This window comes from Rhizobium sp. KNZ14-9A, from assembly GCF_056755015.1.
In genome coordinates this window covers 786,154-806,151 of the sequence record NZ_JBPGXB010000004.1, presented here as the reverse complement: position 1 = coordinate 806,151, position 19,998 = coordinate 786,154, and the positions used below count along the sequence as shown (strand labels likewise).

The 19,998-nt window shown below is 59.3% G+C and carries 18 protein-coding genes; 5 read left to right on the top strand and 13 right to left on the bottom strand.

Translation table 11 applies throughout. The annotated features are described in order from the left end of the window. The first annotated feature begins 13 nt into the window (after positions 1-13). Both ppk2 and ACR9ZQ_RS34015 read left to right on the top strand, forming a co-directional pair. A complete protein-coding gene (gene ppk2 / locus ACR9ZQ_RS34020) occupies positions 14-856 on the top strand; it encodes a polyphosphate kinase 2 (RefSeq protein ID WP_310389080.1) in 843 nt (280 codons plus the stop codon). A 38-nt stretch (positions 857-894) separates the two neighbouring features. Next, the gene (locus ACR9ZQ_RS34015; protein ID WP_481430973.1) at positions 895-2,046 is read left to right on the top strand and encodes an AI-2E family transporter; all 1,152 of its coding nucleotides are present in this window, start codon (positions 895-897) and stop codon (positions 2,044-2,046) included. Here ACR9ZQ_RS34015 and ACR9ZQ_RS34010 read toward each other — a convergent pair. From ACR9ZQ_RS34010 to ACR9ZQ_RS33975, 8 genes are all read right to left on the bottom strand, one after another. Then, positions 2,028-2,264 (bottom strand): hypothetical protein, encoded by a 237-nt coding sequence (locus ACR9ZQ_RS34010; protein ID WP_481429913.1) that lies wholly within the window; start codon positions 2,262-2,264, stop codon positions 2,028-2,030. The genes ACR9ZQ_RS34015 and ACR9ZQ_RS34010 overlap by 19 nt on opposite strands. A gap of 99 nt (positions 2,265-2,363) precedes the next feature. Then, positions 2,364-2,669 carry a potassium channel family protein gene (locus tag ACR9ZQ_RS34005; RefSeq protein WP_310389172.1) on the bottom strand — a complete coding sequence of 102 codons (306 nt, stop codon included), beginning with the start codon at positions 2,667-2,669 and terminating at the stop codon, positions 2,364-2,366. 200 nt (positions 2,670-2,869) lie between these two features. After that, positions 2,870-3,961, bottom strand: a complete 1,092-nt coding sequence (gene cax, locus ACR9ZQ_RS34000; RefSeq protein WP_442207496.1) for a calcium/proton exchanger — start codon at positions 3,959-3,961, stop codon at positions 2,870-2,872. Between the two features lie 132 nt (positions 3,962-4,093). Continuing rightward, a complete protein-coding gene (locus tag ACR9ZQ_RS33995) occupies positions 4,094-5,014 on the bottom strand; it encodes an amino acid ABC transporter substrate-binding protein (protein WP_442207495.1) in 921 nt (306 codons plus the stop codon). A gap of 17 nt (positions 5,015-5,031) precedes the next feature. Continuing rightward, entirely contained in the window at positions 5,032-6,390 is a 1,359-nt protein-coding gene (potE, locus tag ACR9ZQ_RS33990) for a putrescine-ornithine antiporter (RefSeq protein ID WP_481429912.1), read from the bottom strand. A gap of 20 nt (positions 6,391-6,410) precedes the next feature. Then, positions 6,411-8,774 (bottom strand): ornithine decarboxylase, encoded by a 2,364-nt coding sequence (gene speC / locus ACR9ZQ_RS33985; protein WP_481429911.1) that lies wholly within the window; start codon positions 8,772-8,774, stop codon positions 6,411-6,413. Continuing rightward, positions 8,771-11,032: an Orn/Lys/Arg family decarboxylase gene (locus ACR9ZQ_RS33980; protein ID WP_481429910.1), complete on the bottom strand. Its 2,262-nt coding sequence runs from the start codon at positions 11,030-11,032 to the stop codon at positions 8,771-8,773. Before ACR9ZQ_RS33980 ends, speC begins: the two co-directional genes overlap by 4 nt. A 156-nt stretch (positions 11,033-11,188) precedes the next feature. Then, positions 11,189-12,118, bottom strand: coding sequence for a cation diffusion facilitator family transporter (locus ACR9ZQ_RS33975; protein ID WP_481429909.1), 930 nt, complete (start codon positions 12,116-12,118; stop codon positions 11,189-11,191). A gap of 166 nt (positions 12,119-12,284) precedes the next feature. Here ACR9ZQ_RS33975 and ACR9ZQ_RS33970 point away from each other — a divergent pair, with 166 nt between their 5' ends. Next, complete coding sequence (locus ACR9ZQ_RS33970) at positions 12,285-13,640, top strand: amino acid permease (protein ID WP_481429908.1); 1,356 nt, start codon at positions 12,285-12,287, stop codon at positions 13,638-13,640. Between the two features lie 14 nt (positions 13,641-13,654). Here the strand turns inward: ACR9ZQ_RS33970 and arcC are convergent, their stop codons facing one another. The 5 genes from arcC to ACR9ZQ_RS33945 form a co-directional block, all read right to left on the bottom strand. Then, positions 13,655-14,590, bottom strand: coding sequence for a carbamate kinase (gene arcC / locus ACR9ZQ_RS33965; RefSeq protein WP_481429907.1), 936 nt, complete (start codon positions 14,588-14,590; stop codon positions 13,655-13,657). 1 nt (position 14,591) lies between these two features. Continuing rightward, positions 14,592-15,596, bottom strand: a complete 1,005-nt coding sequence (locus ACR9ZQ_RS33960; RefSeq protein WP_310389063.1) for an ornithine carbamoyltransferase — start codon at positions 15,594-15,596, stop codon at positions 14,592-14,594. A gap of 40 nt (positions 15,597-15,636) precedes the next feature. Next, entirely contained in the window at positions 15,637-16,863 is a 1,227-nt protein-coding gene (arcA, locus tag ACR9ZQ_RS33955; RefSeq protein ID WP_481429906.1) for an arginine deiminase, read from the bottom strand. 171 nt (positions 16,864-17,034) lie between these two features. Beyond that, positions 17,035-17,241: a hypothetical protein gene (locus ACR9ZQ_RS33950; protein WP_113319962.1), complete on the bottom strand. Its 207-nt coding sequence runs from the start codon at positions 17,239-17,241 to the stop codon at positions 17,035-17,037. 185 nt (positions 17,242-17,426) lie between these two features. Continuing rightward, entirely contained in the window at positions 17,427-17,777 is a 351-nt protein-coding gene (locus ACR9ZQ_RS33945) for a hypothetical protein (RefSeq protein ID WP_481429905.1), read from the bottom strand. A 272-nt stretch (positions 17,778-18,049) separates the two neighbouring features. On the opposite strand from ACR9ZQ_RS33945, the gene ACR9ZQ_RS33940 reads away from it, so the two are divergent. Together ACR9ZQ_RS33940 and ACR9ZQ_RS33935 are read left to right on the top strand one after the other, a co-directional pair. Next, positions 18,050-19,270 carry a sensor histidine kinase gene (locus ACR9ZQ_RS33940; protein ID WP_481429904.1) on the top strand — a complete coding sequence of 407 codons (1,221 nt, stop codon included), beginning with the start codon at positions 18,050-18,052 and terminating at the stop codon, positions 19,268-19,270. Further along, positions 19,260-19,928: a response regulator transcription factor gene (locus ACR9ZQ_RS33935; protein ID WP_310389055.1), complete on the top strand. Its 669-nt coding sequence runs from the start codon at positions 19,260-19,262 to the stop codon at positions 19,926-19,928. Before ACR9ZQ_RS33940 ends, ACR9ZQ_RS33935 begins: the two co-directional genes overlap by 11 nt. Positions 19,929-19,998: the final 70 nt, after the last annotated feature.

Sequence of the window (19,998 nt, the reverse complement as noted above, 5' to 3'; positions counted from 1 at the left end):
GAAGGAGGGAGACATGGACGAGAATTACGAGGCCAAACTAGCCGATGGTGAAGCATCCAGCACCGGCAAGGGCAAAAAGAAAAAGAAGTCGTGGGATTACGAGAAGGAAATCACCCGGCTGCAGGTGGAACTGGCCCATCTTCAGGCCTGGGTCAAGAAATCCGGTGCACGGATCGTCATCGTCTTCGAGGGGCGCGATGCCGCCGGCAAGGGTGGGATGATCAAGCGCATAACAGAAAGGGTCAGTCCGCGTGTCTTTCGCGTGATCGCCCTGCCCGCGCCGACCGACCGTGAGAAATCGCAGATCTATATGCAGCGCTACATCGCCTATCTGCCGGCCGCCGGCGAAGTCGTGATTTTCGATCGTAGTTGGTATAACCGCGCAGGCGTCGATCGGGTGATGGGCTTTTCCAGTGAGAAAAAAGCGCAGCGCTTCCTCGAGCTGGCGCCGCGTTTCGAGGCTGCAATCGTCGAAAGCGGCGTCATTCTGCTCAAGTATTTTCTGACGGTCAGCGAGGAAGAGCAGGAACGGCGTTTCAGACGCCGGATCGACGATCCGTTGCGGCAATGGAAGCTCAGCCCCATGGATGTCGAATCCTACCAGCGCTGGTGGGACTATACGCGCGTCTATGACGAGATGCTGAGGATGACGGACAGCAACCACGCGCCGTGGTGGATCGTACCTTCCGATGACAAGAAGCGGGCGCGGGTCAACTGCATCTCGCACATCCTGCAATCAATCCCCTATGAGCGCCTGAAATTCGAAGCGCCGGACCTCGGAAAGCGCCAGAAACGCCCATCGGCCTACGTCGAAGATCGCGCTATCCGGCATGTGGTACCCGACACGACGTCATGACGATGGGTCCGGCTAGGCACAGCGGAATGGGTGTAGTCATGGAGCAGGTCAACGATGCGACCCCGCAAAGGAGCAGTGCGGGGCAGATTTCGGTAGAGGCACGCGTCAGCGATCTCGTCCGACTGGGCATCATCGGGCTTTTCGCCTATTGGACCCTGGAGCTTATCGCTCCCTTCGCGTTGATCGTCATCTGGTCAGCCATTCTTGCGGTGGCGCTGTTTCCAATGTTCGATGCACTCTCGCGGCTGATCGGCAACAGGCCAGTGATTGCGGCGGTCGTCGTCGTCGTTGGTTGCCTCGTCCTGATCATCGCGCCGCTCGCCCTGGTCGCGGTCAATTTCGCAGACACTGTGCAGGCGTTGATCAGCAAGGTGTGGACGGGAGAGTTCACCCTGCCTGCAGCACCGCTAGCCATCAAGGAATGGCCCGTCATTGGGGAGCGGCTTCACAATACCTGGAACCAGATTGCCGGCGACATGGCGTCCACCATCATCAAGTTTCAGGCGCCCATTCGCGAGGTGATGGGCGCTGTCGTCGCAAAGCTCGCCTCGATTGGCGGCGGTGTCTTGAGCTTCGTCGCCTCGATCATGCTCTCCGGCCTGTTTCTCACGCGGGCCACACGACTGGCGGCCGCAACGCAGCTGCTGGCAAACCGGATCGCCGGCGAGAAGGGTGTCGGCTTTGCCAGGCTTGCAGGAACGACAGTGCGGAATGTCTCGCGGGGCGTCATCGGCGTCGCCTTCCTGCAGACGCTGCTTTGCGGCTTGTGCTTTGCCTTCTTCGACATTCCGGCACGCGGTGCGTTAACCTTCGCGGTCTTCATGCTCTGCGTGATGCAGCTGGGTCCCGGGCTGGTGCTTCTGCCCATGATCATCTGGGCATGGTTTTCCTGGCCGTCGGCCGTCGCTCTTGTCTTTACCTGTCTCGCGATACCGATCACAGTTGTCGACAACGTCCTGAAGCCCATACTGATGGCGCGCGGTCTCTCGACCCCGATGCCCGTCATCCTGATCGGGGTCATCGGCGGCACGCTCTCGCACGGGCTTCTCGGCCTGTTCCTGGGACCGGTGGTCCTCAGCGTCTTCTATGAATTGTTGCGAGCCTGGGCCTGGCCTGCGACCGCAGCAAGCGGAGCAGGGCATGATCCTGCCACCGGTTTCGACGGACCGGTTCAGCGGTCAGCGCAATAGACGAGAACCTCCCGCTCTATTTCTAGGCAAAGCTGCTCATATTCGGTAATCAGTTTGTCTTCTCCCGGATGCTGGGTTCGGAAACGGTCCAGCGCATCGACGGCAAGATCGTAGGCCTCAAACATTTCCCCCAGCGTCTCGCTGGCTATGCCAACAAGATGATGACGGATGTCGGGAAGTCGGAGCATCAATTTCCTTCGTCCACGCTCTCGGCTCATAAAGTAGCTCCGTATATCTGCTCGGACGGTTCGATTGGATCACTTCACACCAGATTGAATTGCGCGATCCCGAGGGTAAGAGCGTAGCCGAACGCGGAATCAAGGTTCCCAGTCGTCGGCATTCAACGCTTTTACAGTGACGGCAGCGACAATGCCGGTCAGCACAATTCCCGCAAAGCCGATCACCAACGACAATATTCGCGACGAAACATGTTTGGGGGTAAAATCGCCGTAGCCGATGGTCAGGCCCGTGACGAAAGTGAAATAGACAGCTTCATCGATGCGCCAATTTTCTATGCGCCAGATTATAAGCCCGGACACGATCATCACCGAGACGATCCCCGACAGGATTGGCCAGATCACACGAAGCTGCCTTGCGAGCGCGACGAAGAACAGGCGCCGCATCTCCCTATGGGTCAATTTATGGTCAGGTTTTAAGGGCACGTCGTTGACCTCCCTGCGGTTCGGGCCAGGGATAAGTGTAGGTTGCGGCACCAAATCTTCCGCCCTAGTTTCACGGGTCTATCTGCTGAGAGGCCATTTCACATACGACAGTTGCCAAAGGCGCGTCCACGACCGCCCCCCCTCCCCGCAGATGCGCCCCATTACGTTCGGTCGGGCAAAACATACAGCGTCATGGCGAAGATCATATAAACCATCAGCACCAACACGCCGATGAACCATGCCGAGCGCCCGCTATTGGTGACAAACATCGCCGTGATTGTCGCCAGGAAAACCATGACCACGACGCCAGGTGCAAACTGCAGATCCATCGGTGTCGGACCGATCAGATAGCTCAACAATACCAGCACGGGGGCGACAAACAGCGCGATCTGCGACGCGCTGCCGAGGGCAATACCCACGCTCAGGTCGAGGCGGTTCTTGCGCGCACCGGAAAATGCCGAAGCCATTTCGGCGGCGCCGCCGACCAATGCGACGACGATGAAGCCGACAAAGGCAGGCGTCATCCCGAAAACCTTGGCTGCCTCCTGCACGGACTCGACGAAGATCTCGCTGACCAGCGCAACCAGTATCGTGACACCGGCAAGTGTGGCGAGGGCCGTACCAATCGGCCACGGCGCTTCCTCCGCCTGGGCGTGCTCGGCTGCGGCAAAGGACTCGCGATGTGTTTTGAGAGTGAACAACAGCCCCAACCCATATCCGACGATGAGCAGGATCGCCAGGCCGAAGCTGAGCTTTTGGATGACTGCAGTCGCCGACGCCGAATCCATCGAAGCAACCGCCGACGGCATCAGCAGGCCGATCGTGGCGAGGAAGAGCAGACCCGCCTGAAGACGCGCATTGGCTCGATTGAACTCCTGACTGTGATGCTTGAGGCCGCCGAGCAAAAACGACGCCCCCAGCATGAACAGCGTGTTCGTGACAATCGCACCGGCGACGGATGATTTTACGAGGGTATATTGTCCGGCACGCAGGGCAGTCAGCGCTATGACGAGTTCTGTCAGGTTTCCAAGCGTGGCGTTGAGCAGCCCGCCAGCGGCGTCGCCCGTTTTTGCCGCAACGGATTCGGTCGCGTGGCTCAGGAGACCGGCGAGCGGTATCACAGCAAGCACCGACAGGATGAAAAGCAGAGTATGAGCCTCGGGGGCGACGCTGGCAGCGACAAAGACCACGGGTACCGCGACGAGCAGCCACAGCATCGGATTGTCACGAATTTCTTTCCAAAGGAGGCTCACGCCACCACTCCCATTCGGCAATCTGAATCCATGTTTGTAGCTTCGGCATACAGACGGGTTACAAGTCAGGTTGACCTGCTCCGGAGCGCGCCACCCTCTTCGACCGTCGATGATCGGTCGCAATGCGCAGTGCTATTCCGGCAGCGCCGTCTGCCGGAAGAATGTCACGGTCGCTTCATCCGGCGGCCCGAACCAAGTGGTGAAGAATGTCCGGAAATCCTGCGCGGCATAGGCTTGGCTCAGCGCACGGTCGACGGCGAGACGAAAGTCCTCGTCGCCGCGTGCCAGCTCGAGACCAAGCGGTTCGTACGTGAAATGACGCTGCAGAACGATGAGGTTGCCGGAATTGTCGCTGCGGGCGGCAGCATCCATGAGGATCGGCATGTCACCGAAGAGCACCGCCGAACTGCCATCCAGCACGCGTTCGATCCCCTGCTGGTAGCTATTGACGGGCGTCGCCGTTGCAGAGAGCTGGAAAGTCTTGATCCTGTCGGTCAGCCAGCCTTCACTCGTCGTGCCCGCAATCGAGGAGAAGGTCTTGTGCTCCAGGATCGTGCGGGCCGGTGAACCGCGCCAGACGGGACGGCTCGACGGTTCGCCATATTGCAGCACTTCGCGTAGCGCCAGCGGAGAGCTCGCGCTGAGGAGCGCGCCGGTACCGCTCGGGAAGATAGGGATGGAGAACGAGACCTGCTGCCTGCGCGTCAGCGTCACCGGTTCCGCGCCGCAGACAAGGTCCGCCGCGCCGCTCTCTATGGCTTGCGTTTTGGCGTCGCCCGACAGGGAAACCCATTCCACATCGAGCTTTGACAGGTTTAGCTGTGCTCGCAGGCTATCGGCAATCTTGTTGCAGAGGGCAACAGCGTAGCCGTCGGGCTTGCCCTGTTCGGCGTTGAAGGAAAATGGCCTGGCATCCGCATCGTAGCCGAGCTTCAACGCACTGTTTGTTCTGACGCGGTCAAGCGTCTGCGCCCACGCGGGTGTGCTGATAGCAGCCGTCGCGGTGAGGACAGAGACGGCAATGACCGTCCAACGACCATTTCTTCTTGACATGTCTGGTCCTCCCTCCGTTACTTGGTCGGCGCCCCGCTCACGCCATTGGCGAAACGCGGAGCGATCAGGCCGTAAATGATGAAACCAATACCTGTGACGATCATACCGCCGAGCACGGCGTCCTTGCCGGAGGCGTAGATGGCAAACACGCTATAGGCCATGCCGATAAGTGCGATCGTAGCGTTCAGCCGGTATTTCGCCTGAGGCACACGGGCCGTCTTCATCATGACGAACAGCGCCGACAGAGCGATGATGTAAGGCAGCACATTGGTGACAACAGCGAGGTTGACGAGCGCGGAAAACTGCTCGCTCAGCGTCGGCGATATGGTCATCAGGGCAAGACAGGTCTGCAGGATGCCAAGAATGATCATGCCGCGCACAGGCGCTCCCATTTCGTTCACGCGCGAGAATATCGATGGGAACATCCGCTCATCGGCAGCGGTTTTCGCTGTCTGGGCGATCGTAAACTGCCAGCCAAGCAGCGAGCCGAGGCAGGCCAATACCGCCAGCGCCATGACGATCGAACCGATCGTCGAATTGAACATGGTGGCATAGGCGAGCGCAAACGGCCCTGTGGAGGTGGCGAGATCCGCATTCGGCACGATGCCCTGAATGACCGTCGTCGACAGGATGTAGATGACAGCAGCACCCAGCGTGCCGAACATGCAGGCAAGCGGCACGTCGCGCTTCGGGTTTTCGACGGCATCGGAATTCTGAGCGGCAAACTCCATGCCTAGGAAGGCCCAGAGCGTCAGCGAGATGCTCGATCCCATCCCTTGCCCCAGCGTCAGCCCTTTCGGATTCCAGGCTGCGGCAAAGGTGCTGGAACTGAACCAAAGCCAGCCGATGATCGACAGCAGACCAACGGGAAGGATGACACCCCAGACCGTGATGGAGCCGATGCGGCCGGTGATGCGCGGACCACCGAAATTGGCGGCCGTGGTCAGCCACAGGAGCACGATCAGCGCCAGGCAGGTCATGATGGGTGTCGAGGTCAGCACCGGAAAGAACCCCGCCAGATAACCGACGGCTGAAATGCCGATCGCCACGTTGCCGACGGCAAGTGAGAGGAAATAGAGGAAGAACACCATGAAGTAGCCGTCTTTCCCATAGGCGTCTTCCGCATAGGCGGACATGCCCCCGGGGCGCTGATTGAACAGCCCGGCCTGAGCGAAGCCATAGGCGATTGCCATCGAGCCGATGGCGGTCACGAGCCAGGAAAGGAGCGAGATTGCACCGACCTGCGCCATGTTGGCGGGCAGCATGATGATGCCCGATCCCATCATGTTGACAGCAACGATGAAGGTGAGTTGCACGAGGTTCATCTTCTTCTTGGCTGTAGCGTCAGTTGCAAGATGCATCGTGTTGTCTGTCATGATGAAATCCTCCCCAACCCCTACTCGCGCACGACATATGTGTGGAATTTGATCCGCCCATCGATCCGCTCCTGGAACACGCCCTGGACCTCGTAATTGAAGCCCGGAAACCGGTTGAAGGATTCTTCGAAGGCCAGAAAATAGTCCCGCATCGGCTGCGCTCTGTCGTCCCAGCGCTCGCCTGGCACGATCACGCCGATGCCGGGCGGATAGATCAGTGCCAACGTCGCGGAAATGCGGCCGGCGGCCTCCGTCAGCGGCACATAGTCGACATTGTTGGCGACCAGCGCCTCATAGGCCCGCTTGGGGGCGATTGCCGGCTCCGGGAAGCTCTCAGAGCGGAAGCAAAGGCGCTGCAGTTCCTTGACGCCGGCCTCTCGATAAAAGGAATGCATCTCCAGGCAGACCTGACGGACCGTATAACCGGCATAGCGCTCGCGGTTGGCCGCATATACGGTCGGCAGCACTTCCTGCAGCGGCGCGTCGCGGTCCCACAAGTTCTTGAACTTGACGAGCTTGGCAACGAGCGTGTTCAGCTTGCTTTCGTCCTCGGCCGGGGTCAGCAGGAAGAGGAGACTGTTCAAGTCGCATTTTTCTGGCACGACCCGCTGTTCGCGCAGATAGTTGGCGACGACAGTCGCCGGGATACCGAATTCGCGATAGCCGCCAGTCTTCCGGTCAATGCCGGGTGTGAGTATTGTGAGCTTGTTGGGGTCGACCATGGTGTAGCCGGGCGCATAGCCTGCATAGCCATGCCATTTTGCCTCCGGATCGAACCGCCAGCATTGCTGCTCGCGTTTCAGTATCTGCGTTGGGACATCTTCCCATCTGGTGTCGGCGAGATCGCTGGTATGTTTCGAGCCTGAAACCGAGACCCTGTCTGGAACGAAGGGATCGAAGAACCACTGTTCTTCTGGGCTTGCTGCTTTGGTCTCGTAATGATCCACGAAGCCGCGCAGTTTCTTGCGCACCTCGATCCCGAGTTCGATGCAGCGGTCCCAGAGCATCTCACCGGCCTTGCCCTCATGCACCTTGGCGTTAACATCGAGGGAGGCGAAAAGCGGATAGAAGGGAGAGGTCGATACATGCATCAGCAGCGATTCATTGAAACGCTTGTGTTCGACGAACCTGCGCTGGCCGCTGATATGTTCGTCCCGCTTGTGGATCTGCGATGCCTGGGAGAAACCTGCGCCCTGCTTGTGAACCGACTGGGTGGAAAACAACCCCGGCATATCAGCCGACAATTCGTTTAGCCGCATCGGGCTATGGCCCTCGAAGAGCGGGTGGAAGGCATTGTAGCCGATCCAGGCCTCGTCCCAGAGCACGTAGTCACAGAGATGGCCGATCTTCTCCATCACTTGGCTGACATTGTAGATCGTGCCGTCATAGGTCGCGAGCTGGATGCAGGCCAGGCGGAAAGGTCGTTCCGCCTTCGCACGGCTCTTGTCGGCGACGAGCGGATGCTCCTCTATCTTTTGCCTCAGCCATGCCTCGTCCCACGCCGCCCAATCGACGGCGCCGATCATGCCGAAGGAATTGCGGGCAGTCGGCAGATAGATCGGGATAGCGCCAGCCTGCACAAGAGCGCCCTGATGCAGGGATTTGTGATTGTTGCGGTCGAAGAGCACGAGATCGCCGCTGCGCAGCACCGCGTTGGCAACGACCTTGTTGGAGGTGCTCGTTCCGTTGAGGATAAAATAGGTACGATCCGCCCCGAAGATGCGGGCCGCCTGTTTCTGTGCTTCGACGGCAGGGCCTTCATGGATCAGGAGATCGCCGAGATCGACATCCGCGTTGCAGAGGTCGTTGCGGAAAATGCTCTCCCCGAAATACTTGAAGAAGAGCTGTCCGGCCGGCGACTTTCGATAGAACTGACCGCCCTGATGCCCTGGACAATCGAAGGCGATGTTCGCCTCGCCGTCATAGGCCATCATGCCGCCGAAAAACGGTGGCAGGAGCGACCTGCCGTAGTTGACCGCGCTGGAGACGATCTGCTTGGCATAGAAGGTTGGCGTCTGCTGGCCGAGATAGACGAAACCATCCACCTCGCCCGCCATTTCCACGACATCCATATCAGCAATCGTCAGCGTATCGGCCATCGCCCAGATCGGCGTGCGAAAGCCGATATCCCTCACGGAGCGAAGGAAGCTTCGTGCCGCCGGTAACTGCCCACCTTCGACCGAGCCGATATAGGCACCGACCTCAGCATCCTCAGATACGTCGGCCGAATAGTCGTCGCGCACCTCCACCTCGAAACCCTGGGCGGTGATCTGTGCCACCAGCTCCTGAGCCTGAGAATTATCGCGGTCTATGACGGCGACGATCTTCAGCATCTTGTGAAACGGTATGGCGACCGTCGGAGATTTTACATCGCGCGGGATCATTCCTGCCCCTCCCCTGCAATGCAATCGACAAGATAGCGGCGTCCGCCGTCACTAGGAGCGAAGCGAAGACCGTGGATATCGGTTTCGAAACCGGGGAACTTGCTGTCGAAGTCACGGGCGTAGAGCAGGTAATCCTGAATGGACTTCGTCAACTCGGTGATCCGCTCGCCTGGCATGATCAGGGGAATTCCGGGCGGATAGGGAACGATCATGACAGCGAGGATGCGATCCATGAGATTGTCGATCTCGACACTCTCGATCCCGCCCTTGACCAGTCGATCGTAAGCGTCGGCGGGCCGCAATGCCATTTCGGGCAGGACTGTGTACATTTCGCGCTGCGCCTTCGGCACATCGTCCTTGCGATAGATCGCATGAATTTTTTCGCAGAGATCTTTCAGCCCCATGCCGGCGTAGGCTTGCGGATGGGTGGCTGCCAGCGCCGGCAGCGCCCGGGTCAATGGCGCATTGGCGTCATAAAGATCCTTGAAATTGAGCAGCTCGGTGACGAGCGTGCTCCACTTGCCGCGGGTAATACCCATGGAGAAGAGCACGAGAAACGAATAGAGGCCGGTCTTTTCGATCTCGATGCGTCGAGATGACAGGAACTTGGTAATGACGGCGGCCGGTATGCCATGCTCGTCCATGACGCCGCTTGCCGAGAGGCCCGGCGACAAGATGGTAACCTTGATCGGGTCAACCATGACATGATTTTCGGCAAGCCCGGTAAAACCATGCCAGGCATCATCCGGCTTCAGAGCCCAGTCGGCATGGGTATCGCTCGGGGTCTGCTCGGCAACCGTCGGCTCCCAGACGTCGAACCACCAACTGCCCTCTGTTTGTTTTCTTACCGCATTCATGGCCCGGCGGAAGCTGATGGCCTCGTCGATCGTCTCCTGCACCAGCGCACGCCCGGCCGGCTGCTCCATCATGGCGGCCGCGACATCGCAGGAGGCAATGATGCCATATTGCGGCGAGGTCGAGGTGTGCATCATGAAGGCTTCGTTGAAGCGCGTGATGTCGAGACGCTTGTTCTCGGCATGCTGGATATGGATCATCGATGCTTGAGAAAAGGCGGCCAGCAGCTTGTGGGTCGATTGCGTTGCAAAGGTGATGGCGTTTTGCGAGCGCGCGGGTTGGTTCGACGAAATTCCGTGGAAGCCATCGTAGAATTCGTGGAAATTGGCATAGGCATACCAGGCCTCGTCGAAGTGCAGCACCTCGACCGCGTCACCCAGCGACGCCTTGATCGCATCGACATTGTAGCAGAGCCCGTCATAGGTCGAGTTGGTGATGACCATCAGCCGGACCTTGCCGCTCGTCTGCCCTGCAAAAGGACTTGCGGCGACTTTGCTGGCGATTGCCTCAGGCGTGAACTGGTCCTTCGAGATCGGACCGATAATGCCGAGCCCGTTGCGAGACGGCGTCAGATAGATGGGCGTTGCACCCGTCATGATGAGAGAGTGCAGGATCGACTTGTGGCAGTTGCGGTCGCAGAGCACGAGATCACCGCGCCCGACCATGCCATGCCAGACGATCTTGTTTGCGGTCGAAGTGCCGCCAACGACGAACAGGGTCTCATCCGTGCCGAATATTCGCGCCGCATTTCGCTCACCCTCGGCGATAGGACCGACATGATCGAGAAGCGAGCCAACGCTGCCTACCGATACGGAAATATCGGAGCGGAGCGTGTTCTCGCCGAAGAACGTATAGAAGAGCTGGCCGACCGGGCTTTTGCGGAAAGCGACACCGCCGCCGTGGCCGGGTGTGTGCCAGGAATAGGCGCCTTCCAGCGTATAATCCATCAGCGCCTTGAACATTGGCGGTGGCAGCCGGTCGAGATAGTTGCGGGCGGCCTGCGCGATGGCGCGCGCCATGAATTCCGCCGAATCCTCGAATAGCCGGAAAAAGGCATTAGCGTGGCGCAGCACTGAGGCTGGAACGTCTTCGGCGGTTGTATCGTCGCCGAAGAGGAAGATCGGCAGTCGGTCATTTCTTCGCCGTTTCGCGGCCAGGACCTCTCCCAGCACCTGCCAGCGCGTGGCCTTGTCCTCGGCTCCGTCCACGGAGACCAGCCAGCAGGATTCGGTGTTGAAGACATGGACCAGACGACGAGCGTCCTCGTAGGAAACGCCGGAGACGATCCGGAATCCTTCTCTCTCAATGGCTCCGGCGAGATCGCGCATGCCACGGCCGGCGGCGCTCTTGCCGTCAAAATCCTCGTCGATAACAGCGATCGGAAATGCCGTCTGGAAATCCATGCGTTCCTCCAGAACCCTGATGTCAAAGGCAGCGGCCGGCAAGCGGGCGCATGCATCTCAGGTTGGGGATCGTACATGACGGGTGGTGCAGCGTCGTTGATTGCAATCAACGTGACGCGAAGCATTTCGAGGCCGTTGGCCGCGCGGGAATGCGCGCTACTCCGCCCATTCCCGATCGGCGGTAAAGGCAATCGTCAGCCAGCGATTGGCACTCTCGTCGCCGATCGCTTGCCCGATCTCGTCGCGGAGTGCGTCCCACTCCTCCACGGTCTTTGCGGGAAGCCCTTCGGGCACGATGAAATAGAGTTCGATCTGCTTTGCGCGGCCGATCTGGGCGACGTAGGCACGGTGCGACAGGAAGCCGAGGCGGCGAACCGTGTCCGAAGCAACGCGATCGACATGTTCGTGCAGATCGACAGGGGCAATCAGCAGGATTTCGGTCAGCGCCTTCCAGACGGTGCTGATCGGGAGCGGGATCATGACAAGACAAACGAGAGCCAGGACCGCCGGATCCATGTAGCTCGCAAGCCAGGCAACAGATGTCGCCTGTACGGCGATGCCGATCAAAAACGCGATGAGCAGCGCAAACGCGATCCCGCCCGACATGATCCAGGCCTTGATGTCGAGCGAGATGAAATCGGATTTGATGCTGCGGTTCAGCCTGATGCCAATGAAGGCCATGACAGCGCATACGAGCATGGTCGCCGCGGAATAGGCCACCGCCATGCCGAACTGCAGTTCATGGCCGCCGTTCAGGATGCTGATGATCGCGCCGATCAACGCGTAGACGCCGACCGTCATCAGCAGACAGCCATTGAGCATGAGGACGATTGGCTCCAGATGCCAGAAGCCCATGGTAAAGCGGTTTCGGATCCTGCCAGACTGGGCGTCGCTCTGCGTCGATTTGATGATCAGGCTTGAGACCCAGAGTGCAAAACCCGTCATCACTGCATCCGCCAGCGAATAAACGCCGTCAAAGGCGATCGAGAACGAGCCTGAGAGTATGCCGAAGACAACGCCGAGCGTCGCGACGACGACGGTCGCTGCAATGGAGATCCTGAGAAACCCCTGCTCGCCCAACAACATCACTTCACCTCCAGCCCCCTCATTCTAGCTGCTTTATCTCGATGATGAAGGCTAGACCAGTCCGGCAGACTACGCATTGATCCGGATTGCGGCAGCCCATTTTTGCAACGACAATCGCTGCCTGAAGAGCCATCGGCTCCCGGAAGCCAACTCACGGGAGGACGTCATGACAACCTCGTCGAATGGCAAAAGCCTCGGACTTGCCGCCTGCACCGCTATCGTGGTCGGAAACATGGTGGGATCGGGCTTTTATCTTTCGCCGGCAGCAGTGGCACCCTACGGCAACCTGGCGATCATCGTCTGGATCCTCATGGGTGCCGGCGCGATCTGCCTCGGCCTCACCTTCGCCCGGCTGGCGAGACTGGTGCCCGCTGTCGGCGGCCCCTACGCCTATACCAGGCTCGCCTACGGCGATTTTGCTGGCTTTCTGATCGCCTGGGGTTACTGGATTTCGATCTGGACGTCACTGCCGGTCATCGCGATCGCCTTTACCGGCGTGATGGTCGACCTCTTCCCTGCCCTCAGTAACCGCTTCACTGCGACTGTGCTGACGCTCGGCGTGATCTGGGCGATCGTGCTCGTCAATCTTCGCGGTGTTCACGCGGCGGGTCTGTTCGCACAGGTGACGACATATGCCAAGCTTCTCCCGTTCGGCGCCGTTGCCATCATCGGCCTTCTCTACATCGACACATCGCATTTCTCGGAATTCAATCCGAGTGGCCAGCCGCTGCTGCAGTCATTTGCAACGCTGGCGCCGCTGACAATGTTTGCCTATCTGGGGTTGGAATCGGCGACCGTTCCTGCCGGCGATGTGGAGAATGCAGAACGGACCATTCCCCGTTCAACTGTACTTGGGATCTCGATCGCCGCCACTCTTTACGTACTCGGCACCGTCGTGGTGATGGGCCTCGTTCCCCGCGAAGAGCTCATTCACTCCGTCGCGCCCTTCTCTCAGGCTGCCGGGGTCATGTGGGGACGGTCCGGTGAATTGGTGATCTCGATCGCGGTGCTGGTCTCCTCGATCGGTGCGCTGAACGGCTGGACCCTGCTGATGGGGCAAGTTCCAATGGCGGCTGCGCGCGATGGACTGTTTCCGCCGCTGTTTGCCCGATTGTCCCAGCGAGGCGTGCCGGCATGGGGGATGGTCATCTCTGCCTCGTTTGCGACGATCCTGGTGCTCGTCCAGGCGCTTGGCTCGGAAGGTTTTGCCGCGGTCTATCGTCTGATGGTCGGGTTGAGCACGATGGCTGCCGTCGTTCCCTATGCCTTCTGTTCGCTTGCCAGAATCCTCATTGCAGGCGCGACGGATGGGCGGATGCCAAGGGTCAGCGTGATCGAAGTCATCGCCTTTGTCTTTGCAATCTTCACCCTTTACGGCTCCGGCGCCGAACCGGTGCTGTATGGTCTGGTACTCTTGATGCTTGGAATCCCCGTCTATGTCTGGCAAAGGCGAAACGCTGCTGGAGCGACAGACAAAGAGGCAGGATCGAGTGCAGCAACGCGCCCGGCCGTGTCAGGATAGCGTGTCTTGGAAGATCAGTGCCAACTCAGGCCATCAAAGCCGCCATCGATGATCGTCCCGCGTTCGCCGCGCACCATTCCGGCAATGTCGGCAAGTGAGCCTATCGCCGCCGCCTTGCCGTTGGCACGGGCGAAATGACAGGCCGCCTCCACCTTCGGCCCCATCGAGCCGGCCGGGAAGGAAAACTGCTTCAGATCATCGGGACGAGCGCGATGGATCGCCTTCTGGGACGGCTTGCCCCAATCGGTATAGACGGCCTCGGCATCGGTCGCCATGATCAGGAGATCGGCATAAAGCTCGCGGGCCAGAAGCTCCGAGCAGAGATCCTTGTCGATGACGGCTTCGACGCCGATCAGCTTCCGATCGGCACCCTTTTCATACATGGTCGGTATGCCGCCACCGCCTGCACAGACAACAATCGTGCGCTGTTCCAGGAGCCAGCGGACCGGGCGGATCTCGAAGATGCGTTTCGGCGCCGGCGAGGCGACGACGCGACGCCATTTTTCGCCATCCCGCTTGAAGACCCAACCCTTTTCCGTGCGTATCCGGTCCGCCTCGGATTTGTCGTAGACCGGGCCGACGAATTTTGTCGGGTTCTGAAAGCCGGGATCGTCAGCATCGACTTCGACCATGGTGAGGAGTGTCGCCAGGGGCTGCTCGAAGGGCAGGAGATTGCCGAGCTCCTGCTCCAGCATGTAGCCGATCATGCCTTCGGTCTCGGCGCCGAGAACATCGAGCGGATAGGCTTCCTCCGGTTTATAGGCCGCCCCCTGAAGCGCAAGCAGCCCGACCTGCGGCCCGTTGCCGTGTGTTATGACAAGCTCATGTTCAGCCGCCAGGGGCGCGATCGCCTCAGCCGCGGTGCGCGCATTTCGCCTCTGGGTATCGGCAGTCATAGGCTCGCCGCGCCGAAGAAGCGCATTGCCGCCCAGCGCAATGACGACACGCATGTCAATCTCCCAAGGTAGCCACAAGTAGGGCCTTGATCGTATGCAGGCGGTTTTCCGCCTGCTCGAAGGCAACATTGGCCTCGGACTCGAAGACGTCGTTCGTGACTTCGAGGCCGTTCGCCATGCCGTAGTCTTCGGCGATCTGCTTGCCAAGCGTGGTTTCGGTATCGTGGAATGCCGGCAGGCAATGCATGAACTTGGTCTGCGGATTACCGGTCGCTTTCATCAGGTCCTGATTGACCTGGTAGGGGGTAAGCAGCTTGATGCGTTCACGCCAGACATCTTTTGGCTCGCCCATCGAAACCCAGACATCCGTGTGGATGAAGTCGACGTCCTTGACTGCCTCTCTGGGATCCTCGGTGACCAGCAGGCGTGCGCCCGAGGCCTGCTGCAGATCCTTGGCGATCTTCATATATTCCTCAGACGGCCAAAGCGATCTTGGGCCGCAGATGCGCACGTCCATGCCGAGCAGGCAGCCCACGATCAGCAGTGAATGCCCCATATTCGAGCGCGTGTCGCCGACATAGGCATATTTGATGGCGGCGATCGGCTTGTCGCTGTGTTCACGCATGGTCATGACGTCGGCAATCATCTGCGTCGGATGATATTCATCCGTCAGACCGTTATAGACTGGCACTCCTGCGTAACGTGCCAGCGTCTCCACGCCCTTCTGCGCGGAACCGCGATATTCGATCGCGTCATACATGCGGCCGAGCACCCGCGCCGTATCCTTGAAGGATTCCTTGTGCCCGATCTGCGAGCCGGACGGATCGAGATAGGTGACGTTGGCGCCTTGGTCCGAGCAGGCAACTTCGAAGGCGCATCTCGTTCTCGTCGAGGTTTTCTCGAAGATCAGGCAGATTTCCTTGCCTTTCAGATGTTCCTGCTCGGTGCGGGAATATTTGGCCCGCTTCAGATCGCGCGCGAGATCGAGGAGATAGCGGAACTCCCGAGGGGTGTAGTCCTGCACGGTCAGAAGCGAGCGATTGCGCAGATTAAAGCTCATGGTCTTGCTCCGTCAGTCTGTTTGGTGGGTGAAAACGTCATTAAGCCGGGTCGCGCCAGATAGGGCACGTCATGCAGTGCCCGCCACCGCGGCCGCGACCGAGTTCGGAACCGCGGATGGTGATGACCTCGACGCCCGCCTTGCGCAGCAGCGTATTCGTATAGGTATTCCGGTCGTAGGCGACGACGACACCGGGTTCGAGCGCGACGACATTGTTGCCGTCGTCCCATTGCTCGCGTTCGGCCTGATAGGAATTGCCGCCTGTTTCGACCGTGCGTATTAGCGGCAGATCGAGCGCTTCGGCGACGACATCGAGCATCGGCTGGCTTTCGGGATGGATCTCGAATGTGCCGTCATCGTCTACCGGATACATGCTGTAGCAGCGGATCTGATCGACGACCTCGGCAAAGAGCGTGACAAGATCGCGATCACAAAAGCTGAAAACCGTATCGAGATGCATGGCTGCGCGGCTCTTCGGCATCAGGCAGGCGATCACTCGCTTTGCGGCCTTGTTTTTGAACAGGGCCTGCGCCACCTGACCAACGGCCTGATAGGTCGTTCGTTCGCCCATGCCGATCAGAACAGTGCCATTGCCGATCGGCATGACGTCACCGCCCTCCATCGAGGCATTGGCAAACTGATTATCGGAATCGCCCCACCAGATCCGGAAATCGCCGCCGTGGAATATAGGGTGAAACTTGTAGATCGCGCGCTGGATCAGCGTCTCGGCGCGTCTGGCCGGCCAGAACATCGGGTTGCAGGTCACCCCGCCATAGATCCAGCACGAGGGGTCGCGCTGGAATAGGGTGTTGGGGATCGGCGGGATGACGAAATCGGTTTCCGGAAGGGCACTCAGCATCAGCGACTTCGCTTTGACGTCGGGCAGGTCGGAGATCGCAATGCCGCCGATCATGAAGGCGGCAAGCTGTTTGGCCGGCATCTCGTCGAGCCATGGCCGCATCGCCTCGGCGATCTGGGAGCCGAGCACGTTCGGGGTGATGCGTCGATCCAGTATGAAATCGCGCGCTTGTTTGTTTGAAAACGTCTGGTCAAGCAGGTCATGGGTCTCAAGAACTTCGACCCCTCTTTCCTGCATCTTCAGGACAAAATCATAGTGATCCTTCTGGGCCTCATGCACCCACAAGACATCGTCGAAAAGAAGGTCATGGCAATTCGCGGGCGTCAGCCGCTGGTGCGCCAGAGACGGTCGGCAGACCATGACGGTTCTCAGCTTTCCGACCTCAGAATGAACACCGAAACCACGCATGCGGTCCTCCTTCCAGCCCCCAAGGATGACGGCGCCGCCGCCGGCCCTTGAACACATCCAGCCTGTTTGAAAGCCTACTTGGGCAGACACGGCGATGTCATTGATTGCAGACAAGGTGCGGTGCAGCATTTGCAATTTCCGACCATCCGGGATGAGGAGAGTGCAGCCTGTTCAGTGAAGGTCAGACGTGTCGCATCGCTGCATCTGCCATGCGCGCCAATGGGTCGGGTGGAGATCGAGCATCTCGCCGGTCAGGGCATTTGCCCATCCGCCAGGCAGACGCTGGCAGGGAAAAACCAAGGCATGGACGCCTTCGTCGTCGATGACGGCGAGTTCTATATCCTCTTCGAACGGAGCTTCGACGACCAATCGCCACATCACCGAATCCTCCCCGACGATGCGCGAGCGTCGACCGACAAGAGGCCCTATTTCGGCGTGCCAGTCGCTCGGCCGGCGTGGTTTTTTCTGCCAGCGCGCGGATGCCGCAAAGACCTCCGCTATGACCTGCCTTTCGATGGATTCGCGACAGCGCAGACTTCTTCGTCGGAAACCTGCGGGCCCGCTCATTCGATGTAGAACGTCAGATTGCCGTTGCGGGCGCGTGTCACCCATTCGATCTGGTCGGGTGTCAATTTCTTGGCCTTCAGCTGCTGAACGAGCCATGGGTTGGAACGGATCGCCGTTCGGATTTCCTTGACATGTTCAGCGCTGCCCGGCCTCGGCATCGCGCCGACTTCGACTGCGGTTCGAAAACTGACAATGGAAAACCGCTTGTCGTGATAGGCTCTGATGTGCTCCGGCAGGTTTTCGGCCCAGTTCATGCGCCGGAATTCCTTGCGGCTCTGCTGGGCGCCGACAGGGGTCACCAACGACGCAGCGGTCGCAATAGCAATGGCAAGGACGAACTTCCTCATCTTCCAGCTCCCTCAAAATGGCTGTAAACCCATCGCGTCCCAGAGTAGCGGAACAACGAGCCAGAGGCATTGAGCCGGATCAATGGAGATGAGGTCGGCCCAAAGCGTCGGCTCGCCGGGCTTTCAGCAGGTCCGGTTGTAAAAAAAGACCAATAGAGTCTACGCGATACTACACTGATCCCCCGTCCAAAGATGGTAAACTCCTGTCATTGTTGAGGAGTGAAAGGCCGTCGAGGCACTGGATCACTTCTCAAAGCGCGGAGGAGACCATCATGTCCACCAAGATGGAGGCGCCGCATGTTACCGAATTCAGCACCCATGTCTCAAGCCTGACGGGACGAACCTCGTTCACAGGGTCGCGAATAGCGCGCAATAAGTCCGCGCGCGGTTTGTGCAAAGAGAACGGGTCAGAGGCGAACTGGATTCGGCAACTCCACGAACACATGCCTGACGCCGTATTTTTCATGACCGTCAACAATAGAATTGCAGCCTGTAACAGGGCTGCGGTGACCCTATTCGGTTATGAAGAAGATGAATTGCTCGACCGCAAGATCGACTTTGTCTGGTCTTCAACGCCGGATGTTCAGATCAGGGGACGCTGGGCAGACCAGGGCGCGGTGCGTGCCGGTCTGGCAACGACCAAAACCGGCGTTCAGTTTCCAACTGCCCTGACCATCATCCGAGAACAAGGCGAAGGACGAACCTTCGCTGCGGCGATCTTTGAGGACTTCCGGACAGAGCGCGAGACATTGCAGCAGGTTCAGGAGCTCCAATGTGAGCTGGCGCGTCTCGCAAGAATAGTCACGCTTGGGGAAATGACAGCGACGCTGGCACACGAACTGTCCCAACCGCTGTCTTCGATCGCCGCTTACTCTGAAGGTTGCAGGCGCCTTATGGCGAACGACTACCGCCGGCACGGTGTGGAGCTTGGCGAGGCCTTGTCGGAAATCACGCAGCACGCCTTGTGGGCGGGAACGATCGTCAAGAACATCCGGGAATTTGCAAAGCGCGGCGCCGGCGAGAAACGACTGGAGGCGATGCACGGGTTGATACCCGAAGCGACGACGCTTGGGCTCACCGGATCAACCCGGAAAGGCCTTCACATCGATTTGCAGCTCGAAGCGGAGCGGGACATCGTGGTCGCAGATCGCGTCCAGATCGTCCAGGTGCTGATAAATCTTCTTCAGAATGCCGTGGAGGCGACCGACGGCGTCGAGCAGCCGACTATCGCGATCCACACCAGGACCGACGATTTCTCGCATCTGATTGTCGACGTATCCGACAATGGCTGCGGAATTGCCGCCGAGATCGAAGAGGCGCTGTTTCGTCCTTTCGTGACTAGTAAACCGCGGGGACTTGGCATGGGCCTGGCATTGTCCAAACGCATCATCGAAGCCCATGGGGGCCACATCAGCGCGCGCAAGGGAATACAGGGAGGCTCTATCCTCTCATTTTCGCTTCCGCTGGCGGAGACCACAATCGATGGCGAATGATCTTACGATCCATCTCGTGGACGACGAGGAGTCCCTCCGGCGCTCTCTAACGTTTTTGCTGGTGTCGGCAGGCTTTGCTGTTCGTGCACATAGCTGTGCGAAAGCCTTTCTGGAACTTCTGCCGCTGTCGGGGCGAAGTTGTCTGGTCACCGATCTGTGCATGCCGCATATTAACGGCATCGAATTGCTCCATCGCCTGCAGCGTCTCAGTATGGACGTGCCGGCGATCGTCATTACCGGCCAGGGAGATATTGCCGCGGCTGTACAGGCAATGAAGGCGGGGGCATTCGACTTCCTGGAGAAACCTCTGAAGGAGGACGTGCTGATTGCGGCCATCAATGGAGCGATGGGACAGAGGCGGGCCGGCGGCGTTTTACCTGATTCCGGGGGCGTCGCCGCACGGCTCCACCAGCTCACGGAGCGTGAATACCAGGTTCTGACCGGCGTGCTCGATGGCTTACAGAACAAGATGATTGCGTATCAGCTTGGCATTAGCTCGCGCACGGTGGAGGTCCACCGCGCCAATGTGATGGCTAAAATGGGCGCGCGCAATCTGGCGGAGCTCATGCGCATGGCCATTACCATCGACGCTGCGACGCAATCGCCTGAAACTGCGAAGGCTTTGCCGATCGGCGGCTGGTCAACTTATATTCGATAATCCTAAAGCAAATCTTGCAACCTCGGTCTTGTGGGGTATGATGCGTTAGAATTGACTTATATAGTTGCGT